The organism is Virgibacillus salexigens (genome assembly GCF_014905415.1).
Lineage (GTDB): Bacteria > Bacillota > Bacilli > Bacillales > Amphibacillaceae > Virgibacillus > Virgibacillus salexigens.
Genome location: NZ_BNEO01000003.1, coordinates 168,506 through 190,119 on the forward strand (window position 1 = coordinate 168,506; position 21,614 = coordinate 190,119).

The 21,614-nt window shown below is 37.9% G+C and carries 17 protein-coding genes; all 17 read left to right on the forward strand.

Annotated features, from left to right (window positions below; all coding sequences use genetic code 11):
* The first annotated feature begins 20 nt into the window (after positions 1 to 20).
* The 17 genes from purM (at position 21) to gatB (ending at position 21,530) form a co-directional block, all read left to right on the forward strand.
* Positions 21 to 1,037, forward strand: coding sequence for a phosphoribosylformylglycinamidine cyclo-ligase (gene purM / locus JKP73_RS14840; protein WP_038246451.1), 1,017 nt, complete (start codon positions 21 to 23; stop codon positions 1,035 to 1,037).
* Complete coding sequence (gene purN, locus JKP73_RS14845) at positions 1,034 to 1,603, forward strand: phosphoribosylglycinamide formyltransferase (protein ID WP_200411516.1); 570 nt, start codon at positions 1,034 to 1,036, stop codon at positions 1,601 to 1,603. The genes purM and purN overlap by 4 nt, the downstream gene beginning before the upstream one ends.
* Before the next feature lie 2 nt (positions 1,604 to 1,605).
* Complete coding sequence (gene purH, locus JKP73_RS14850; RefSeq protein ID WP_038246453.1) at positions 1,606 to 3,138, forward strand: bifunctional phosphoribosylaminoimidazolecarboxamide formyltransferase/IMP cyclohydrolase; 1,533 nt, start codon at positions 1,606 to 1,608, stop codon at positions 3,136 to 3,138.
* 17 nt (positions 3,139 to 3,155) lie between these two features.
* Positions 3,156 to 4,412: a phosphoribosylamine--glycine ligase gene (gene purD, locus JKP73_RS14855; RefSeq protein WP_021290753.1), complete on the forward strand. Its 1,257-nt coding sequence runs from the start codon at positions 3,156 to 3,158 to the stop codon at positions 4,410 to 4,412.
* A gap of 256 nt (positions 4,413 to 4,668) precedes the next feature.
* A complete protein-coding gene (locus JKP73_RS14860) occupies positions 4,669 to 6,411 on the forward strand; it encodes an adenine deaminase C-terminal domain-containing protein (RefSeq protein WP_200411517.1) in 1,743 nt (580 codons plus the stop codon).
* A 46-nt stretch (positions 6,412 to 6,457) separates the two neighbouring features.
* Positions 6,458 to 7,594, forward strand: a complete 1,137-nt coding sequence (locus JKP73_RS14865) for a DUF3048 domain-containing protein (protein WP_021290751.1) — start codon at positions 6,458 to 6,460, stop codon at positions 7,592 to 7,594.
* Positions 7,595 to 7,615: 21 nt separating this feature from the next.
* Complete coding sequence (locus JKP73_RS14870) at positions 7,616 to 7,918, forward strand: YerC/YecD family TrpR-related protein (RefSeq protein ID WP_021290750.1); 303 nt, start codon at positions 7,616 to 7,618, stop codon at positions 7,916 to 7,918.
* A gap of 303 nt (positions 7,919 to 8,221) precedes the next feature.
* A complete protein-coding gene (pcrB, locus tag JKP73_RS14875) occupies positions 8,222 to 8,902 on the forward strand; it encodes a heptaprenylglyceryl phosphate synthase (RefSeq protein WP_031335426.1) in 681 nt (226 codons plus the stop codon).
* A 15-nt stretch (positions 8,903 to 8,917) separates the two neighbouring features.
* Positions 8,918 to 11,152: a DNA helicase PcrA gene (gene pcrA, locus JKP73_RS14880; protein ID WP_038246458.1), complete on the forward strand. Its 2,235-nt coding sequence runs from the start codon at positions 8,918 to 8,920 to the stop codon at positions 11,150 to 11,152.
* 13 nt (positions 11,153 to 11,165) lie between these two features.
* Positions 11,166 to 13,178 (forward strand): NAD-dependent DNA ligase LigA, encoded by a 2,013-nt coding sequence (gene ligA, locus JKP73_RS14885; protein ID WP_021290747.1) that lies wholly within the window; start codon positions 11,166 to 11,168, stop codon positions 13,176 to 13,178.
* 2 nt (positions 13,179 to 13,180) lie between these two features.
* On the forward strand, positions 13,181 to 14,299 hold the full coding sequence (locus JKP73_RS14890; RefSeq protein ID WP_160807450.1) for a CamS family sex pheromone protein: 1,119 nt from the start codon (positions 13,181 to 13,183) through the stop codon (positions 14,297 to 14,299).
* Positions 14,300 to 14,550: 251 nt separating this feature from the next.
* Positions 14,551 to 15,930, forward strand: a complete 1,380-nt coding sequence (locus JKP73_RS14895) for a helix-turn-helix domain-containing protein (protein ID WP_234447122.1) — start codon at positions 14,551 to 14,553, stop codon at positions 15,928 to 15,930.
* Between the two features lie 13 nt (positions 15,931 to 15,943).
* Positions 15,944 to 16,084: a hypothetical protein gene (locus JKP73_RS14900; RefSeq protein WP_021290744.1), complete on the forward strand. Its 141-nt coding sequence runs from the start codon at positions 15,944 to 15,946 to the stop codon at positions 16,082 to 16,084.
* Positions 16,085 to 16,596: 512 nt separating this feature from the next.
* Positions 16,597 to 18,117, forward strand: a complete 1,521-nt coding sequence (putP, locus tag JKP73_RS14905; protein WP_021290742.1) for a sodium/proline symporter PutP — start codon at positions 16,597 to 16,599, stop codon at positions 18,115 to 18,117.
* Between the two features lie 214 nt (positions 18,118 to 18,331).
* Positions 18,332 to 18,622, forward strand: coding sequence for an Asp-tRNA(Asn)/Glu-tRNA(Gln) amidotransferase subunit GatC (gatC, locus tag JKP73_RS14910; RefSeq protein ID WP_021290741.1), 291 nt, complete (start codon positions 18,332 to 18,334; stop codon positions 18,620 to 18,622).
* A gap of 11 nt (positions 18,623 to 18,633) precedes the next feature.
* Positions 18,634 to 20,103 carry an Asp-tRNA(Asn)/Glu-tRNA(Gln) amidotransferase subunit GatA gene (gatA, locus tag JKP73_RS14915; protein ID WP_021290740.1) on the forward strand — a complete coding sequence of 490 codons (1,470 nt, stop codon included), beginning with the start codon at positions 18,634 to 18,636 and terminating at the stop codon, positions 20,101 to 20,103.
* Positions 20,100 to 21,530: an Asp-tRNA(Asn)/Glu-tRNA(Gln) amidotransferase subunit GatB gene (gene gatB / locus JKP73_RS14920; protein WP_038246465.1), complete on the forward strand. Its 1,431-nt coding sequence runs from the start codon at positions 20,100 to 20,102 to the stop codon at positions 21,528 to 21,530. The genes gatA and gatB overlap by 4 nt, the downstream gene beginning before the upstream one ends.
* Positions 21,531 to 21,614: the final 84 nt, after the last annotated feature.

Here is a 21,614-nt window from a genome sequence, read left to right on the forward strand (position 1 = left end):
ACGTAGAGGAAGTGGCGTCCATGTCAAACATGTATAGAGATGCAGGAGTAGATGTAGAAAGAGGATATGAAGCAGTGGAACGGATGAAAAAACATATACAACGAACTGCCAGATCGGAAGTACTTGGGGATATAGGTTCCTTTGGCGGCTTGTTTGACCTAACTTCCTTCCAATATCGGGAGCCTGTGCTCGTTTCTGGTACGGACGGGGTAGGGACAAAGCTGAAGCTGGCAATTGAATGGAATAAGCATCAAACAGTAGGTATTGATCTTGTAGCAATGTGTGTCAATGATATTATTGCTCAAGGAGCAAAGCCGTTATTCTTTCTTGATTACATTGCTTGTGGAAACAATAACCCTGCGCAAATTGAACAGATTGTCTCGGGGATTGCCGAGGGATGTGTACAAGCAGGAGCTGCTTTGATTGGTGGAGAAACAGCGGAAATGCCTGGGATGTACCAGAATGGCGATTATGATTTAGCGGGGTTTGCAGTAGGTATGGCAGAAAAATCAAAATTGATAACTGGCGATGCCATCCAACCAGGAGATGTTCTTATCGGACTTCCTTCTAGTGGCATCCATTCCAATGGTTACTCATTAGTGCGAAAGCTCGTTACTGACCTTGACCTAGCAAAATCTTATAGTCTTTCTCAGTCTTTGCTAGGAACATTATTAACCCCAACAAAAATCTATGCAAAATCGATGAGTAAAGCCTTAGAAACCGATAAAATAAAGGGCATTTCTCATATAACAGGAGGCGGATTTTATGAAAATCTCCCTCGAATGTTACCTGTTGGATTGGGAGTTGAGATAGATACATCATCATGGGAAGTTCCAGAGATTTTTCCTTTCCTAAAACAACATGGAAATATAAGTGAGCAAGAAATGTATGGTATTTTTAATATGGGAATAGGCATGGCTATCGTAGTATCTAAACAACATGCAAATGACATGATTCGTTTATTGGAACAGCAGGGAGAAGCCGCTTCAGTGATTGGGACCGTTATGGATCAAGAGGGAGTGCATGTTCGATCATGAATCAAGTGAGAGTAGCCGTTTTTGCCTCTGGAACCGGTAGTAATTTTCAAGCTATGTTAGATGCGGAGAATTTAGCTTGTGACATTGTTCTCCTTGTATCCGACAAGCCCAATGCTCCAGCGATTAATAAAGCAAAAGCACATGGGATTGCGACGTTGGTGTTTGATCCTAAAGGCTTTCCTTCCAAACAAGACTATGAATCTATGCTTATCGAGAAGCTTCGAGTGAAATCGATTCGCTGGATATTTCTAGCTGGTTATATGCGTATTGTTGGTCTAACATTACTAAAAGCATTTGAAGGTAGAATTGTTAACATTCATCCGTCGCTGCTTCCAGCATTTCCTGGAAAGGATGCAATTGGCCAAGCAATAGAGGCAGGAGTTAAGAAAACTGGAGTGACCATTCACTTTATTGATGAAGGTATTGATACAGGACCAATTATCGCACAGGAGGAAGTTTCGATTCCACCAGCTGTCTCTAAAGAAGGATTAGCACAGCGAATCCATCGAGTAGAACATCAATTATATCCGAAAGTCATTAATCAATTAATTCAGAGTGAGGGATAACAATGAAGAAACGTGCATTAGTCAGTGTATCAAATAAACAAGGGATCACAGAATTTGCAAAAGGCTTAATTGAGGCAGATTTTGAAATTATCTCAACAGGAGGGACTTTACGCGTTTTGCAAGACGCTCATATACCTGCTATTGCAGTTGATGAGATTACCGGGTTTCCAGAAATATTGGATGGTCGAGTAAAGACATTACATCCATTCATCCATAGTGGATTACTAGCGAAACGTGATAATAAGGAGCACCAAAGTCAGTTAGCAGAAAATAAAATTACCCCAATTGATATGGTTGTTGTTAATCTTTACCCGTTTAAACAAACGTTACAAAAGCCAGACGTATCGAAAGAAGATATTATTGAAAATATCGATATCGGTGGACCTACAATGCTTCGTTCAGCAGCCAAAAATTATCAAGATGTAGCTGTTATTGTTGATCCAGCTGATTATCAGCATGTACTTTCTTCCCTTCAATATGGTGAATTATCTATAGAGCAAAAACAACGGCTAGCTGCAAAAGTATTTCGTCATACTGCAGATTATGATGCCCTCATTGCAAGCTATTTTGCGGGACAAACGGGCGAAGATTTTCCAGAAACGTATACAATTACATATGAAAAAACCCAATCCCTTCGTTATGGAGAGAATCCCCATCAATCAGCTGCTTTCTACAAACGTTCGATCCCGGAACAAGGTAGCTTAGCTTTGGCGGAACAGCTGCATGGAAAGGAATTGTCATATAATAATATTCAAGATGCAAATGCTGCTTTAGAAATTTTGGCAGAATACCAAGAACCTGCGGCTGTTGCAGTAAAACATATGAACCCGTGCGGCATCGGAGTGGCTGATTCGATCGAAACAGCTTTTCAACGTGCTTATGATGCGGATCCAATTTCTATCTTTGGTGGTATCGTGGCATGTAATCAAGTAATCGATTTGCCCACAGCTGAAAGCCTTAGTGACATATTTTTAGAAATTGTGATTGCTCCTGGATTCTCTGATGAGGCATTGGAACGACTAACAGTAAAGAAAAATATTCGTCTATTAAAACTAGATGTAGCCAATGAAGCAAAACAAGGGCACACGTACACTTCTGTAAATGGCGGTATGCTGATCCAAACGAAGGATCATGGTCGTATTGACATTGATGACTTAACAGTGGCTACAACCCGTAAACCAACAGACCAGGAACTTGAAGACTTATTATTTGCCTGGAAGGCTGTAAAACATGTGAAGTCCAATGCAATTGTCTTAGCTAAAAATAAACGTACAGTTGGCGTTGGGGCTGGACAAATGAACCGGATAGGCGCAGCAAATATTGCGATTGAGCAGGCAGCTGAACAAGCAAATGATGCTGTTCTTGCCTCAGACGCATTCTTTCCAATGCCTGATACTGTTGAAGCTGCTGCGAAAGCTGGTATAACTGCGATTATTCAACCAGGTGGATCGAAACGTGATCAAGACTCAATCGATGTATGTAATGAGTATGGAATTGCGATGGTTTATACAGGTATGCGTCATTTTAAACATTAAGGAAAAGGGGACATTTCATGAAAATCTTAGTTGTAGGTCGTGGAGGACGCGAGCATAGTATTATAATGAAATTAGCTGAAAGCAAAGCAGTCTCTAAGATATTCGCAGCTCCTGGAAATGGTGGGATGTCGCAACAAGCAATCTGTACACTGATTGATGAAATGGATATCGAAGGTTTAGTTTCTTTTGTGAAAACAGAGGCAATCGATTTAACTATTGTTGGCCCAGAAACCCCATTGAATGAAGGAATCGCTAACAGATTTCAACAAGAAGGTTTACCTATTTTTGCACCTACTAAAGAAGCTGCCTTATTAGAAGGCAGTAAACAGTTTGCCAAACAATTTATGGAAAGATACGATATTCCTACAGCAAATTATCACGCTTTTTCATCTGTGGCAGCAGCAAAAGCATACATTAATGATAAAGGTGCACCGATCGTTGTGAAAGCAGATGGGCTTGCCGCTGGTAAAGGGGTAATCGTGGCGCAGACGAAGAAAGAGGCATTTGCAGCTGTTGATCGTATACTTGTCGAAAAGACATTTGCTGAAGCAGGGGCGACCGTTGTCATTGAAGAATGTTTAACGGGAAACGAATTTTCATTAATGGCATTTGTACATGAGGATAAGGTGTACCCAATGGTACCTGCTAGGGATCACAAGCGTGCTTTTGATCATGATCAAGGGCCAAATACAGGGGGAATGGGCGCTTTCTCTCCCGTACCTGATTTAACCGATGAGCACATTGAATTTGCATATAAAAACATCTTACAAAAAACGGTCAATGGTCTGATCAAAGAAGGAAGGCCATTTACAGGTATTCTTTATGCCGGTTTAATGAATACACCTCAAGGACCGAAAGTGATTGAATTTAATACGCGGTTTGGTGATCCAGAAACCCAGGTAATTCTCCCTTTATTAAAGAACGATCTAGTACAAGTTATACAAGATGTCCTTAATGGCGAGGATCCAGAGCTACGTTGGTATAATCAAGCATGTGTCGGTATCGTATTGGCGTCTAGTGGATATCCAGGCGTGTATCAAAAAGAAGTGGAAATTCCGTCGCTACGTGATGGTGCAATCATTACCCATGCTGGAACAAAATATGTCAATGATAAACTTGTTTCGGATGGAGGTCGTGTTCTTCTAGCAGCATCTGTTGCGAATACATTGGAAGAAGCGGCTAATCAAGCATATGCTACTTTTTCTGAAATCGATAAGGATAGTGGGTTCTTTTATCGTACAGATATTGCAAAAACCGAAATGAAGCAAGCCTAGCATATAACTCCGTATATGCTCCGAATGGCTCCCCTCATAATAGACAGGGGAGCTTTTTATGTACAGTAAATAACCTATAACCGTAACAAATGATATGGGTGACTTATTTTAGGAACAGCACGGGTCTGAGTCGTATAATTACATCCCAGTTTGTCTTCACAAAAGTTTCATCTCCATTTACAAAATCATAACAGTATGAAAGGAAAAAATATGGTAAAATAAAGGAAATATAAAGATGATGGAGAGTTGTTGAGCCATGCAAAGAAACGGATATTATTGGAGAAATCGTGAGATTAGACAACATGTACGGATTATTGATGGAAATGCTGCACCTACTCTAGTACTAAAAAATGGTACGTATTTAAACACGTATACCAAACAATGGCTGCAAGCAAACATTTGGATAGACGAGGATCGTATCGTATATGTTGGTGATAACATGCCATTGAATATGAGTGGCACGGAAGTAATTGATTATCAAGGGAAATATGCAGTACCTGGCTATATTGAACCGCATGCCCATCCTTTTCAATTATATAATCCGGAACAATTAGCAAACCATGCTGCAAAAACGGGAACAACAACATTAATAAATGATAACTTGCCTTGGTTATTTTTGTTGCGCAAAAAGAAAGCGTTTTCTATATTGGATGATTTTAGCAAGCATCCTGTGTCCATGTATTGGTGGGCAAGGTTTGATGGACAAACAGAATTACAAGAAGGGGATCAACTATTTCATACAGAAGATGTATTGGCATGGATTAAGCACCCAGCAGTAGTTCAAGGTGGTGAATTAACTGCTTGGCCCGAATTATTAGCTGGAGACGATCGTTTGCTTTATTGGATTCAAGAAACGAAGCGAAAGGGTAAACCGGTAGAAGGTCATTTCCCAGGTGCTTCAGAACGAACATTAACTAAGATGAAACTGCTTGGGGTAAATGCGGACCATGAATCGATAACGGGAGAAGAAGTTATTCGACGTCTGAGGTTGGGATTTCAAGTGGGTCTGCGGCATTCATCGATTCGACCAGACTTACCAAAGCTACTGGATGATATTATTGCTGCCGATCTTAAAACATATGAGAATATAACGTTGACTACCGACGGGGCTACTCCTGGATTTTATAAGGATGGGTTAATCAATATATGTATTGATATTGCAATAAAAAGGGGAATACCGCTTGAAGAAGCTTATTTGATGGGTAGCTACAATGCAGCGAAGCATTTCCGAATGGAGGAACAGCTTGGTAGTATTGCGCCAGGAAGGTTTGCTCATATAAATATATTAGATGAAAAAGATAACCCACATCCCAGCAGTGTACTTGCTAAGGGAAAGTGGATTGTAAAAAATGGAATAGAACAACCAATAGAACAAACTATTAATTGGAAGGAATATGGGCTTGAACCATTGGATTTAGATTGGGAAATTGGAAGTAGAGAATTACAATTCTCCGTTCCAATTGGGCTTGAAATGGTAAGTGATGTCATTATGAAGCCATATCCAATTGAGATTGATATTACTGTTGAAAAGCTGCCGGATAATACAAGCGATGCTTTTTTATTAATGATTGATCGTAATGGCAAATGGCGAGTCAATACTACAGTTCGTGGGTTTACAAAAGATCTTGGGGCAGTAGCAAGCTCTTATTCAACAACCGGAGACCTTGTGTTTATCGGAAAAGATAAACGCGATATTAAATTAGCAGGGAAACGTCTAAGAGAATTAGGTGGAGGAATCGTCTTAGCTCACAATGGGGAAATTATTTTTGAACTGCCGCTCGCTTTAAGCGGAATGATGTTTCATGGCGAAATGAAAGAGCTCATTCGTAAAGAAACTGAGTTGAAAGAGCAGTTAACGAAATTTGGCTATCCCTTTAGCGATCCAGTCTATTCCATATTTTTCTTGTCTTCCACCCACTTACCTTATGTACGAATTACGCCACAGGGTATTATTGATGTAAAGAAAAAAGAGGTACTATTTCCAGCAACAATGTGTTAGCGTATAATATAACAGAAAACTTTATCTCAAAAGGTGCTGGTGAAATATGAAAAACGTATTTATTGTACTGTCGCAAATGACAAGTCGTATGGTAAATAGTATAAGCAAGAGGAAGGATTCCGCCATTAAGAACAAGGCGACAAGCCAACTATTTTTAATAATGCTTGTATTATTACTTCTTCTTTCAGCCTGTAGCGATGAAAAGCAAGCCCGAGATAATGAATCGAAGGATAACCAGCTTGAAGATAAGTCCGATTCTTCAGCTGTAGCTGAAGATATTTATCCTTTGACTGGAATAGAATCCAATGATGCTGTTGATAACAGAATCATTGGCGTGATGATCAATAATCATTCAAAGGCAAGACCGCAGACGGGATTATCCCAGGCGGATATTGTCTTTGAGATTCTTGCTGAAGGAAGAATAACCCGATTCCTAGCCCTTTATCAGAGTGAAATGCCAGAGGTAGCCGGTCCGGTCAGGAGTGCGAGGGAATACTATTTCGAGTTAGCTAATGCTTATAATGCGCTGTACCTATATCATGGTGCTGCTACTTTTGTTGATCAAATGATACAAGATAGAGAAATTGACCATCTCAATGGTTCACTTTATGATAATGATGGGGTATTATTTAATAGAGAATCTTTTAGAGATGCTCCTCATAATTCATATTTACAGCTGGGAGCGGTTTATGATAAAGCGAAAGAAAAGGGTTATGATGTCACTGCGGATTATGAGGCCTTACCTTTTCTATCAGAAGACGAAGATGTAACAGGCGATACAGCCGAACATGTAGAAATTGTCTATTCCAACAACAGTCCAATGGAAATCGTTGAATATAAATATGATAAGCGTTCCGAAACCTATACGAGATATAATGATCGGAAAAAGACCGTGGAATTAGAGTCTGACAAACCGATTCAACCCAGTAATGTATTTATTATAGAAACTCCACATCAAGTTATTGACGATGCTGGTCGTCGTGCGGTAGATATGGAATCAGGAGGCAATGCATACTTAATTCAAAAAGGTGTAGTCCAAAAGCTGCAATGGAAAAACAAAGATGGAAGAATTGTTCCAGTTAAAGATGGAAAAACAGTAGCATTTGCTCCAGGTAAAACATGGATAAATGTAATTCCAGCTACCCCGGGACTTGAGGAGTCTGTCACGATATCAAACGAGTAATGGAAGCAGGAGGGCTTTGCTGTGCAAATAGATAAACTACGTGGAGAACAATTAGATCAACTATTTGATGCGATTCTGTCTTTAAAGGATAGAGAAGAGTGCTATCGTTTTTTTGATGATATTGCTACTATGTCAGAGGTCCATTCGATATCCCAACGGTTACAAGTGGCTAAAATGCTTATGGATGGAAGTACGTATAATGCAATTGAGGAAGAAACAAATGCCTCGACAGCTACTATTTCCAGAGTTCGAAGATGTATTAACTATGGAAGTGAAGGGTATCAATTAGTTTTGGATCGAATTTTAGATAATAAAAAGGAATAATGATTTATTCGTCATCTATGGATGACGAATTTTTGTTTGTTAACCTCTCTTTTTTTCACCAGTTAATGAGGCAGTAATAAGAAAATGCTTATAAGTAAGCATAGGTGGCCTTGTTTACATCCATACAGTACTAACAATCAGTGAGAAGGAAATCTCCATACTACTGGAGGATTTACTTTACCAAAATAAAGTTAGTTTAATCAACTCAAAAAGAATACCCTTATCTCTAAATTCCCAACATGATTTTTGGTATAATAAATGAATGGATTATGATAATGGGGGATTATAATTTTGGATAACAAGATGAAGGACTGGAAACATATTTTTAAACTGGACCCTGCTAAGGAAATATCGGATGACCATTTGGAGATGATATGTGAATCAGATACAGATGCAATTATTGTTGGCGGGACAGATAACATAACGTTAGATGGCGTGTTGGATTTGCTTTCTCGCATTCGCAGGTATACGGTGCCTTGTATTTTAGAAATATCATCCATGGAAGCTATTACTCCTGGCTTTGATTATTATTATATTCCAATGGTTCTTAATTCGAAGGAGAAAAAATGGATGATGGATATCCAGCATCAAGCAATTAAAGAGTTTGTTGATATGCTTGAGTATAGTGAAATATTATTTGAAGGATATTGTATTTTAAATAAAGACGCAAAAGCTTTCGTACATACGAACAGTTATTTACCGGATGAAGAAGATGTTATTGCCTATGCGTATATGGCAGATAAAGTATTTCATTTACCAGTTTTTTATATGGAATACAGTGGGATGTATGGCGATCCAGCTCTAGTTGAAAAAGTAAAAACACAATTGGATCATTCGCTGTTATTTTATGGTGGTGGAATTGAAACAGCTGGACAAGCCCGTGAGATGAAACAGCATGCCGATGTAGTGATTGTCGGTAATTCCATCTATACAGATATAAAACAGGCATTAAAAACGGTGAAAGCAGTAAAAGATAGTTATTAATGAGGCGGTGAAAAAATGAGTAAGACGAAAGATGACTTAATCAAAGGCTTGAATAAACAGCAGAAAGAGGCTGTTACTCATACCGATGGTCCTTTGCTTATTATGGCGGGTGCTGGGAGTGGCAAGACGCGCGTGTTAACCCATCGGATTGCTTACTTATTAGAGGAGAAAGATGTTGCAGCTCGTAATATTCTAGCGATTACATTTACAAATAAGGCTGCCCGTGAGATGAAAGAACGTGTTCGCAGATTAGTTGGATCAGAGAGTGATCAAATGTGGGTTTCTACTTTTCACTCTATGTGTGTACGGATTTTACGTAGGGATATTGACAGAATAGGTTATAGCGGTAATTTTACAATTTTGGATAGTGGTGACCAGTTGTCTGCTATCAAGCAGATCCTAAAAGATTTAAATATTGATCCGAAGAAATTTGAACCAAGAGCAATGCTTGGGCAAATTAGTGCGGCAAAAAATGAACTGATAACAGCAGAAGAATACAACAAAAATGTAGGTAACTTCTATGAACGTCAAGTTGGTCAAATATATGAAAAGTATCAAAAGGTACTCCAGAAAAATCAATCATTAGATTTTGATGATTTAATTATGCAGACCATTCATCTATTTAAACGTGTACCTGAGGTGTTGGAATATTATCAGCGAAGATTTCAATATATTCATGTTGATGAATACCAGGATACAAACCATGCACAATACCAATTAGTGAAGCAACTTGCTAGTCGGTATCAGAATTTATGCGTTGTAGGTGATTCAGATCAGTCTATTTATCGTTGGCGAGGTGCGGATATTACCAATATCCTCACTTTTGAAAAGGATTATCCGGCATCGCGTACGATTTTACTTGAGCAGAATTATCGTTCTACGAAGTCCATTCTTACTGCTGCTAATAAAGTAATTGAACATAATAGTGGTAGAAAACCAAAGAATCTTTGGACGGAAAATCCAGATGGAAAACATATTCATTACTTCCAAGGATCTACCGAACAAGAAGAGGCTTTATTTGTTACAGATAAAATACAAGAGCTTACTCACAGTAGTGGATATTCACCAAATGATGTGGCGATACTGTACAGAACAAATGCTCAATCACGGGCCATTGAGGATACTTTGGTAAAGTCTAATATCGCTTATCAAATGGTTGGTGGAACAAAATTCTATGAGCGTAAAGAGATCAAAGACATGGTGGCTTATTTGCGACTGATAATGAATCCGGATGACGATTTAAGTTTTGAACGCGTCGTAAATGTTCCAAAAAGAGGGGTAGGCAAGACATCCATTGAACGTTTACGAGAATATGCTGCACTTCATGATATTTCCTTTAATGAAGCCGTTAAAGAAGTTGATTTTACCGGAGTATCCAAAAAGGCTGCAAATGCTTTAGCTGAATTTGGCAAGCTGATTCAATCGTTATCCCAACAACAAGAATTTTTAACAGCAACGGATATGGTAGAAGCTGTATTAGAGCGAACAGGCTATGAAACCATGTTGAAAAATGAACGGACCTTAGAAGCACAAAGTCGGCTAGAGAACTTGGAAGAATTTATGACAGTTACAAAAGATTTTGAAAAAGTCAGTGAAGATAAAACGCTTGTTGCCTTTCTAACAGATCTTGCTTTAATTGCAGATATTGATCAAGTTGACGAAGAGGAGGCGGAAGGAGAAGAAAAAATCACATTAATGACGCTGCATGCTGCCAAAGGGCTGGAATTCCCGATCGTTTTCTTAATAGGGTTGGAGGAGAATGTTTTTCCACATAGTCGATCGATGTTTGATGAGGAAGAAATGGAAGAAGAACGTCGTCTTGCTTATGTAGGTATTACTCGGGCAGAAAAAGAGCTCTATATAACACATGCGAAAATGAGAACATTATTTGGTCGAACCAATATGAATCCAATTAGCCGTTTTGTCAATGAAATTCCTGAAGAATTAATGGAGGGAATACAAGATGCGAAAACAACTATGTTTGGCGGTGGTTTTGGACAGCCGGCCAAGTCAACAACTAAACCAACTCCTGCACCGATGAAACGAAAAGCAGAACGAATGCAAAAAACAACTGGTGCGGAGAATCAAACATGGGGACCTGGGGACAAAGCCAGTCATAAAAAATGGGGCATTGGAACGGTCGTAAAAGTTCAAGGAGAAGGAGAGGCAATGGAATTGGATATTGCCTTTCCAGCACCAATTGGTATAAAACGAGTGTTGGCTAAATTTGCGCCAATTACGAAGGAATAAGGGAGGTGCTTGCATGGATCGCCAACAAGCACAAGAAGATATAAAACAATTAACCGAAGTTTTAAATCAATATAATTATGAGTACCATGTTTTGGATAAACCTTCTGTTCCTGATGCGATATATGATCAAAAAATGCAGGAGCTTAGAAAGCTAGAAGAGGCGTATCCTGAATTGATAAGTCCAGACTCACCTACCCAACGGGTAGGAGGCGAGCCATTAGATGCATTCCAAAAAGTCCAACATAATGTACCTATGCTTAGTCTGGGAAACGCATTTAATGAACAGGACTTACGAGATTTTGCTCGTCGCGCTAGTCAAGGAACAGATGAATCCATAGCGTTTGTTTGTGAGCTCAAAATTGATGGCTTAGCTGTATCGCTGACTTATGAAAATGGAAAATTCGTTCGTGGTGCTACTCGTGGTGATGGTACGACTGGAGAGGATATAACTAGTAATCTGCGTACGATTCGGAGCATCCCTTTGTCGATTACAGAAAAAGAAACCTTAGAAATCCGTGGAGAGGCATTTATGCCACATCGATCGTTCCTTGCCTTAAACGAAGCAAAAGAGGCTAACGACGAAGAACCGTTTGCTAACCCACGTAATGCTGCTGCAGGATCGCTACGTCAATTGGACCCTAAGATTGCAGCAAAACGAAATCTAGATATTTTTCTTTATGGTGTTGGCGAATGGAATAATAGCAATTTAACAAAACATAGTGAACGGTTGGAGCGTTTAAAGGAATTAGGGTTGAAGACCAACCCAGAGTGGAAAAAATGTAAATCAATTGAAGAAGTATTGGAATATGTAGATTATTGGACAACCGAACGTCCCAATTTAAACTATGAGATTGACGGCATCGTTATTAAAGTAGATGATTTAGCACAACAAGAGGAACTTGGTTTTACTGCAAAGAGTCCACGTTGGGCAATTGCTTATAAATTTCCGGCAGAAGAAGCAGTGACGAAACTCACTGACATTGAACTAAATGTAGGAAGAACTGGCGTTGTGACCCCTACTGCTATTTTGAACCCTGTGAAAGTTGCTGGTACGACTGTACAACGTGCATCCTTGCATAATGAGGATCTAATTCGTGAACAGGATATTCGTATTGGAGATACAGTGGTTATCAAGAAAGCTGGTGACATCATTCCAAAGGTTGTTCGAGCAATGACGGAAGAACGAACAGGGAATGAAAAAGAATTTCATATGCCGGAGGAATGTCCAGCTTGTCATAGCGAATTAGTACGATTAGAAGAAGAAGTGGCCCTGCGTTGCATTAACCCCAATTGTCCAGCTCAGTTAAAAGAAGGGCTTATCCACTTCGTATCTCGGAATGCCATGAATATTGACGGACTTGGTGAGAAAGTAATTATTCAGTTATTCCAAGCAAACTTGGTAAAAACTATTGCAGATATTTATCGCTTGGATAGAGAGGAATTATTAAAATTAGAACGGATGGGTGAGAAATCCGTAGATAATTTACTTCATGCAATTGAAGTTTCCAAAGATAATTCATTAGAGCGTTTATTATTTGGGTTAGGAATTCGATTTGTTGGCTCCAAAGCGGCTAAGACATTAGCGATGGAATTTGAAACAATGGAGAAACTTCAACAAGCAACCTATGAAGACTTACTTGAAATTAATGAAATCGGTGATAAAATGGCAGATTCCATTGCTCAATATTTTCAAGAACAACAAGTAGTTGATCTTTTAAATGAATTAAGAGAACTTGGAATTAACATGACTTACTTGGGCATTAAACCAACGGCTCAGTCGGAAGAAAGTATGTTTAACGATAAGACAATCGTGTTAACTGGAAAGATGGAAATATATACACGATCAGAAGCCAAGGAATTAATTGAGGGGTTAGGTGGAACTGTCACTGGAAGTGTAAGTAAGAAGACCGATATTTTAATTGCTGGGGAAGATGCAGGTTCAAAGCTAGCAAAAGCTGAAAAACTAGACGTAGAAGTTTGGAACGAGCGGCAATTCCAGCAAGCCATTGAAAACGGGAGCGTGTAATCGTGAAAAAAACAACAATATGGCTCATCGGCACACTATTATTGCTTACGAGTTGTGCACCTGACGTAAATGAAGAAGAAGTTGTTCAGAATGATGAAGAGTCATCTAATTCAAAGGAAGAGAAAGCGATTGTACCTAGCTACCAGCTCTCAGATGAAAATTATAAAATGATTCTGCCATTTGAACCAGGTAAAGCAAGAGGTGTTATCGTTGGCCAAGTAGCTAACCGATTAGATATTGATGAGATGGAAGAAGGTCTTCGCCGTCATTCCAAGGAAGTATATGATCCAGAGAAGTATTTATTTCAAGAGGGGCAATATATAACGGAGGAGACTGTCCTGCAATGGATTGATGAATTAAACCCACCTAAGAAAGAGGGAGCAGAGAAAGAATACTATGAGGAAAACCCACGTTATCTTTCTCATGTCTTAGAACAAAATTATCTCGTTAAACAGGAAGATAATTCGGTTAAATTAGCTGGTATTTCCATAGGAATTGCTATGAAATCAGTATATCGTTACCAAACAGAAGTTGGCGGACCATATTATTACCGTTCTATATCGAAATCTGAAATGATGGAGCAAGCAAATAAAATCGCACAGAAAATCGTTAAAAGTGCTCGAGAAATTGAAGGATTGGAAGATGTACCAATTATGTTGGGAGTCTACCGTGAGGAAGATCAATCGTCACCAATCCCAGGCAATTTTGTAGCAAAAACAAATGTTGCTGGAGACAGTGCTTCTATCGGAGAATGGGATTCAATAGATGAGGAATTTATATTGTTTCCGTCTGATGAAGGAAAAGAAAAATACTACGAGGATCAGGAGATCGTCAATAGTTTTGGGAAAGAAATTGCAAACTATTTCCCTAATTACGTTGGTGTAATTGGAGAAGGCTTCTATGTAAATGAAGAGCTCCAAAAAATGACCATAGAAATTCCAATTGAATTCTATGGGAAAGGTGAAGTGGTAGGGTTCACTCAATATGCCTATGGGTTGGTTCAAGATATGTTCGCTGATTATTATGATCTAGAAATAAAGATCACCTCTAGCGATAAATTGGAAAGCATTATCTATCGTGAAGCTGGTTCAGATAAACCAACCGTTCATGTTTTTCATTAGAGGGTTAAAGGATAAAAAAGGATGGAACAGAATGGTCCATCCTTTTTTCATGGATCTTTTTTGCAGTTCAGAATACCTAATCTATTATCTTCAAGTCAAGTTAATTACCGTAAAAGTTGTAATTTTATAAAACCTTAGTCACATGTAAAAACGGTGCTTTTTTCACTGATTTTCAAGGTTGAAATGAAAATTTTCCTGTCTGAGGAAAATTAGGAACTTTTTTAACCGTTTTTCATAAAAAAATTGCCTGAATGAGTGATAATTTTCCCAATATGAATTATCTGAATTTATGTTATAATAGCACTATACAAGAAATAAAATCTAAATATAGTAGATGGTGGGTGGGAAGTTTGATAGAAATTGGCCCGTTTATCAAATTACAACGAACGAAGCAAGAAATGACACAAGGAGACCTAGCAGAAGGCATCGTTTCACTATCCTATTTATCTAAGATTGAAAATAAGAAAACCGAGGCTAGTCCAGAAATCATTCAATTGTTATGCAATCGTTTAGGAATTGAACTGAGTGACGGTGTAGATAGTAATCTTGAAGAAAAATGTAAGCAATGGTATGAAATGCTTTATGATGTCTATGATAAAACTAAAATAATAGCTACATACAAAGAACTACAAGGCATGATGGATAAAAGTCTAAATGATAGCCTATTAATGTTTGAAATTCACAAAATTAGATATTATTTAGTACTACGTCAAATAGATAAAGCTCTATCAAAGATAAATGAATTAAATGAAATGGCTAGTTCATTTAATATAACTCAGCACTATTATTGGTGTAAGTTTAAAGGGAATTATTATTCTCATACAGGTGAGTTTAACCAGGCAATGCACTTATATAAAATCGCTGAGGACAAAATCAACCAAATTGATATTGATGAAACAGAGATAGCCGATTTGCACTACACCATTTCCGTTACGAATAGTAAATTAAGAAACACTTTAGAAGTAATTGATTATGCGAATAAAGCAATGGATATTTTTCAGAAGAACTATAATTTTATTCGTTGCGCTCAATGTCATATACTACTTGGAATTTCGTATCATCGGATTAAAATGTATGATAAAGCGATTAAGAATTATAATTTAGCAAAACATCTTGGCGAACTAGAAAAAAATAATCAAGTTATACAATTAACCAATCACAATCTAGGTTATTTGTATTCAACAGTTGGAAATGCAAAAGAGGCCATTAAATATTATTTATTTGTAGTTGAGGATGAGGAAGAATCTATAAATATAAATGGTAGGCTTACAGCAATTACTTCATTAATACAGGAGTATTATAATCTTAAAAATTATGAACGTGCGAGTGAAATGGCAGAAAAGGCAAAGATCATATTAAATAAAGCATATGATAAAGATAATCACTATTATCAACTTTATTCATACTTAATACAAACATATACGTATGCATTAAATAATGAAGAAGAGAAATTTAAATCGTTTGTAACAGATGAATTTATACCTTACCTAAAACATCATGAAGATTATGGAAATCTAGTACTTTATGCTAAGATGCTGGGCAACTATTTTGAGGAAAACGGTAAGTATAAAGAATCTGTTAAATATTATAAACTTGCAAACTCCACTTATAACGAGTTAATTAACCTGTAAAGGGGGGATAAACATGAAAAAATTATTTGCTACTTTATCTTTTAGTGCAGTACTAGTTGCAGGTTTTGTGTTTGTAAGTGACCAATCAACTGATTCAGCAATGAACATGGAACCAGAAGTTTATTCTGTTGAGCTTCCAACTAGTCAGCTTTAATTAATTTCTTTAAACTGGTTTTAATTTTTTACCCTATTACTATATGATGGAATTTCCTGGAATGGCGTGGAACCTGTTCCAGGTTTTTTTTGCTTAAAAGCATTTTTTAGAAAAAATTTTTTGCATTTATAAATTTGGAGTTTAAGCGAGGTATTCAGAAGGAATAGGACAATATTGTCTTAAATGTGAGACAAATCTGTTTCATGTATGAAAATCATAATTCATCATAACATATGACTATATATGATTGATTTTTGAAGCGAAATGTTGATGCACCGCTGTTTTGAGCTGTCTCCTGAGCTTGAAAAAAAGACGAATATATGATTTCATAGTCGATGTGCTTCTTTTAATTGTTAGAATTTCTAACAAAAACGGACCTTATCAGAGAGGGGTTATTTAACTTTATGGATTATGCGATTCAAGGTGCCACCTGGTTTTGGCTATTTGTGCCAATGCCAATTGTACTTTTATTATCGTTTATTACTTTATTTACCGAGAGGAGAAAATAGTACGTGGATCTTACGACATTAATAACTTTTATAGTATATCTACTAGGGATGTTGGCGATTGGCCTCATCATGTATTATCGAACCAATAATTTATCAGATTATGTTCTTGGTGGACGTGATCTTGGTCCAGGCGTAGCTGCATTGAGTGCTGGTGCATCGGATATGAGTGGTTGGCTGTTATTAGGTTTGCCTGGAGCGATTTATGCATCTGGTATGTCTGAAGCTTGGATGGGGATCGGGTTAGCTGTAGGTGCTTATTTAAATTGGCAATTTGTAGCTAAGCGATTACGCGTTTATACCGAGGTATCAAATAATTCCATTACGATCCCAGATTATTTTGAAAATCGGTTTAAAGATAACTCACATATTCTTCGTGTTATATCTGCTATCGTAATTTTGTTATTCTTCACTTTTTATACATCTTCAGGAATGGTTGCAGGAGCAAAATTATTTGAGGCTTCATTCGGTCTCCAATACGAAACTGCTCTGTGGATTGGTGCGGTTGTAGTTGTATCTTATACGTTACTTGGAGGATTTCTAGCGGTTGCATGGACAGACTTTATTCAAGGTATTCTTATGTTCCTTGCACTAATTGTTGTTCCAATCGTCGCATTAGATCAAATGGGTGGCTGGAATCAAGCGGTACAAGCTGTTGGTGAAATTAATCCTTCCCACCTCAATATGGTTGAAGGTGTTGGAATAATGGCAATTATTTCATCACTTGCTTGGGGCTTAGGTTATTTTGGACAGCCACATATTATTGTTCGTTTTATGGCATTACGTTCGGCGAAAGATGTTCCGAAAGCGAAATTTATTGGAACAGCTTGGATGATTTTAGGACTTTATGGAGCAATCTTTACTGGTTTTGTAGGACTAGCATTTATCAGTACACAAGAAGTACCGATTCTGTCTGAATTCGGGATTCAAGTAGTTAATGAGAATGGTTTACAAATGTTAGCCGATCCTGAAAAGATATTTATTGCTTTCTCCCAAATACTATTCCATCCAGTAGTTGCCGGTATCTTACTAGCGGCAATCTTGTCTGCAATTATGAGTACCGTTGATTCACAGTTACTTGTATCATCTTCAGCGGTTGCAGAAGATTTCTATAAAGCTATTTTCCGTAAAAAAGCTACTGGTAAAGAGCTTGTTTGGGTTGGACGTATTGCTACAGTGATAATTGCGATTGTTGCTTTAATTATTGCAATGAACCCAGATAGCTCTGTATTGGATCTAGTTAGTTATGCATGGGCTGGATTTGGTGCAGCATTTGGACCAATTATCATCTTGTCATTATTCTGGAAGAGAATCACAAGAAATGGTGCACTAGCGGGTATCATTGTAGGTGCCATTACGGTAATTGTATGGGGAGACTTTCTATCTGGAGGTATCTTTGACCTCTACGAAATTGTTCCAGGCTTTATCTTAAATATGATTGTCACCGTTATTGTGAGTCTTATCGATAAACCGAATCCAGATTTAGAAGCTGACTTTGATGAAACCGTAGAAAAAATGAAAGAATAAAAGCTACAATAGCCATGACCCACCTCGTAAACGGGGTGGGTTTTATAATGAGATGGATAAATAATACGAAGCTGCTTGTGGAGAGTTACTCTCGCTTTTCTTTCTTAGTTGATTATTGTTGGGTTAGTCTGCTATTATCAATAGTGTTACCAAAGTTTATGGACAGGCGATAAATGTATATAATATAGATGAAATACGTTTGGAGGGAAAGATAGTGGCCGATATTTCAAAAGATCAAGTAAAGCACGTTGCTCATTTGGCTCGCTTAGATATAACAGAAGAAGAAGCGGAAATGTTCACGGATCAATTAAGCTCTATCATTACATATGCGGAACAGCTTAATGAATTAGATACGACGGATGTAGAACCAACAACGCATGTATTGGATATTAAAAATGTGCTACGTAAAGATGAGCCAAAAAAATGGATTACACAAGAGGAAGCAATGAAAAATGCTCCTGATCAAAAAGATGGGCAGTACCGTGTGCCATCTATATTGGAGTAGGAGGGAAAAGTATGTCGTTATTTGATTATACGATTAAAGAATTAGAAGCGAAACTACATATTAATGAAATAACCGTTCAAGAATTAGTAGAAACTTCATATCAACGAATTAAAGAAGTCGATGGAGATGTTCATGCATTTCTTACATTAAATGAAGAACAAGCTATCGCATATGCAAAACAATTAGACGAGTCATCGGAACGAAATAAATCCTTGTTCGGAATGCCTGCAGGGGTCAAAGATAATATTGTTACGAAGGCACTACGTACTACATGTGCTAGCCAATTCCTCGATAATTTTAATGATCCATTGTATAACGCAACCGTCGTGGAAAAATTAAACAACGAGCAAGTCGTTACCATCGGAAAATTGAATATGGATGAATTCGCTATGGGTTCTTCGAATGAAAACTCAAGCTATGAACCAACTCGAAATCCATGGAATACCGATTATGTACCTGGTGGGTCTAGTGGTGGTTCAGCTGCTTCGGTAGCTGCTGGGGAAGTATTATTTTCATTAGGTTCTGATACTGGTGGTTCGATCCGTCAGCCAGCTGCATTTTGTGGTGTTGTAGGATTAAAACCAACATATGGCCGAGTATCACGATTTGGTCTAGTTGCCTTTGCGTCATCCTTAGATCAAATTGGCCCAATTACCCGTAATGTTGAAGATAATGCACGTGTATTAGAAGTAATTGCTGGCCACGATCCAATGGATTCAACCAGTGCGGATGTTGAAGTTCCAGCCTATACGGAAGCTCTAACAGGTGACGTAAGAGGACTTAAAATTGCCGTACCAAAAGAATATTTGGCTGAAGGTGTAGACCCTGAAGTTAAACAATCCGTGTTAGAAGCGTTAAAAGTTTATGAATCGTTAGGCGCGACATGGGAAGAAGTTTCCTTACCACATTCAAAATATGCTGTTGCTGCTTATTACCTACTATCTTCATCTGAAGCTTCAGCAAACCTTGCCCGATTTGACGGTGTTCGTTATGGTGTTCGTTCCGAGAATGCAGATAATATGATCGATATGTTTAAGAAATCACGAAGCGAAGGATTTGGCGAAGAGGTAAAGCGTCGTATTATGCTAGGAACATTCGCGCTTAGCTCTGGTTACTATGATGCATATTATAAAAAAGCTCAAAAAGTACGGACGCTAATTAAAAATGACTTTGATAGCATTTTTGAAACATATGATGTTGTTATTGGACCAACCACACCAACACCAGCGTTTAAAATAGGGGAAAAAGTAGATGATCCATTAACCATGTATGCGAACGATATTATCACCATCCCAGTTAACTTGGCGGGCGTGCCAGGTATTTCTGTTCCTTGTGGTTTTTCTGAAAAAGGACTGCCAATCGGCTTACAAATTATTGGGAAGCATTTTGATGAGAATACGGTTTTTCGTGCAGCACATGCTTATGAACAAGCAACAGATCATCATAAACAACGCCCTCAATTAGGAGGTGCCAACGCATGAATTTTGAAACAATCATTGGTTTAGAGGTACACGTTGAATTAAAAACAAACTCGAAGATTTTTAGCCCGAGTACAAATGCATTTGGTACAGAGCCGAATACGAATGTAAATCCAATTGATCTAGGATATCCTGGTGTATTACCTGTATTAAATGAAGAAGCAGTTAATTTTGCAATGAAGGCTGCAATGGCCTTAAATTGTGATATTGCTACAAATACCAAATTTGATCGTAAGAACTATTTCTATCCAGATAATCCAAAGGCTTACCAAATTTCGCAATTTGATCAACCAATTGGAGAGAATGGCTGGATTGAAATTGAGGTAAATGGTGAAAAGAAACGAATTGGCATCACTCGTCTACACTTAGAAGAAGATGCTGGGAAGTTAACACACGGAGATGACGGTTATTCTTATGTTGACTTTAACCGTCAAGGTACACCATTAATTGAAATTGTATCTGAGCCAGATATGCGTTCTCCAGAAGAAGCATATGCGTATTTAGAGAAACTAAAAAATATTATTCAATATACTGGTGTTTCGGATGTGAAAATGGAAGAAGGTTCGCTTCGCTGTGATGCGAATATTTCCCTTCGTCCAATTGGGCAAGAAGCATTCGGAACAAAAACGGAATTGAAAAATCTAAATTCGTTTAGTTTTGTTCAAAAAGGGTTAGAATTTGAAGAGAAACGTCAAGAAAAAGAATTGCTAGCAGGTGGAGAGATTCTGCAAGAAACCCGTCGCTATGATGAAAAAACAAAAGAAACCATTTTAATGCGTGTCAAAGAAGGTTCGGACGATTATCGTTATTTCCCTGAACCAGATTTAGTTCCGCTTTATATTGACGAAGCATGGAAGGAACGGATTCGTCAAGATATTCCTGAACTTCCTGATGCCCGTAAAGAACGGTATATTGAAGAATTAGGTTTACCAGAATACGATGCTTCTGTTTTAACCAATTCCAAGCAAATGGCAGATTTCTTTGAAGATGCTATTGCTAAGGAAGCAGACATTAAACAAGTATCTAACTGGTTAATGGGTGAAATTTCAGCATATATGAATAAGCATTATAAAGAATTAAATGAGTTAGCTATTACTCCAGAAGGTTTAGCAAAGATGATTAAGCTAATTGATGATGGGACCATTTCTTCAAAGATTGCTAAAAAAGTCTTTGCTGAGTTAGTGGAAAAAGGCGGAGATCCAGAGCAGATCGTTAAAGATAAAGGACTTGTTCAAATCTCTGATGAAGGTCAGTTAAGAGAGATTATCACAGGTGTACTAGATCAAAATGAACAATCGATTATCGACTATAAAAATGGGAAGAATAAAGCAGTTGGCTTCCTAGTCGGTCAAGTGATGAAAGCCACGAAAGGTCAGGCAAATCCGCCGATGGTAAATAAAATCCTGTTAGAAGAAATAGACAAGCGATAAGTAAACTGAAACCAAAGGCTACCAATCTTATGCGGATTTGGTAGTCTACGTTTTGAAAAAAGCGATGTGTTTTTCGATGCATAC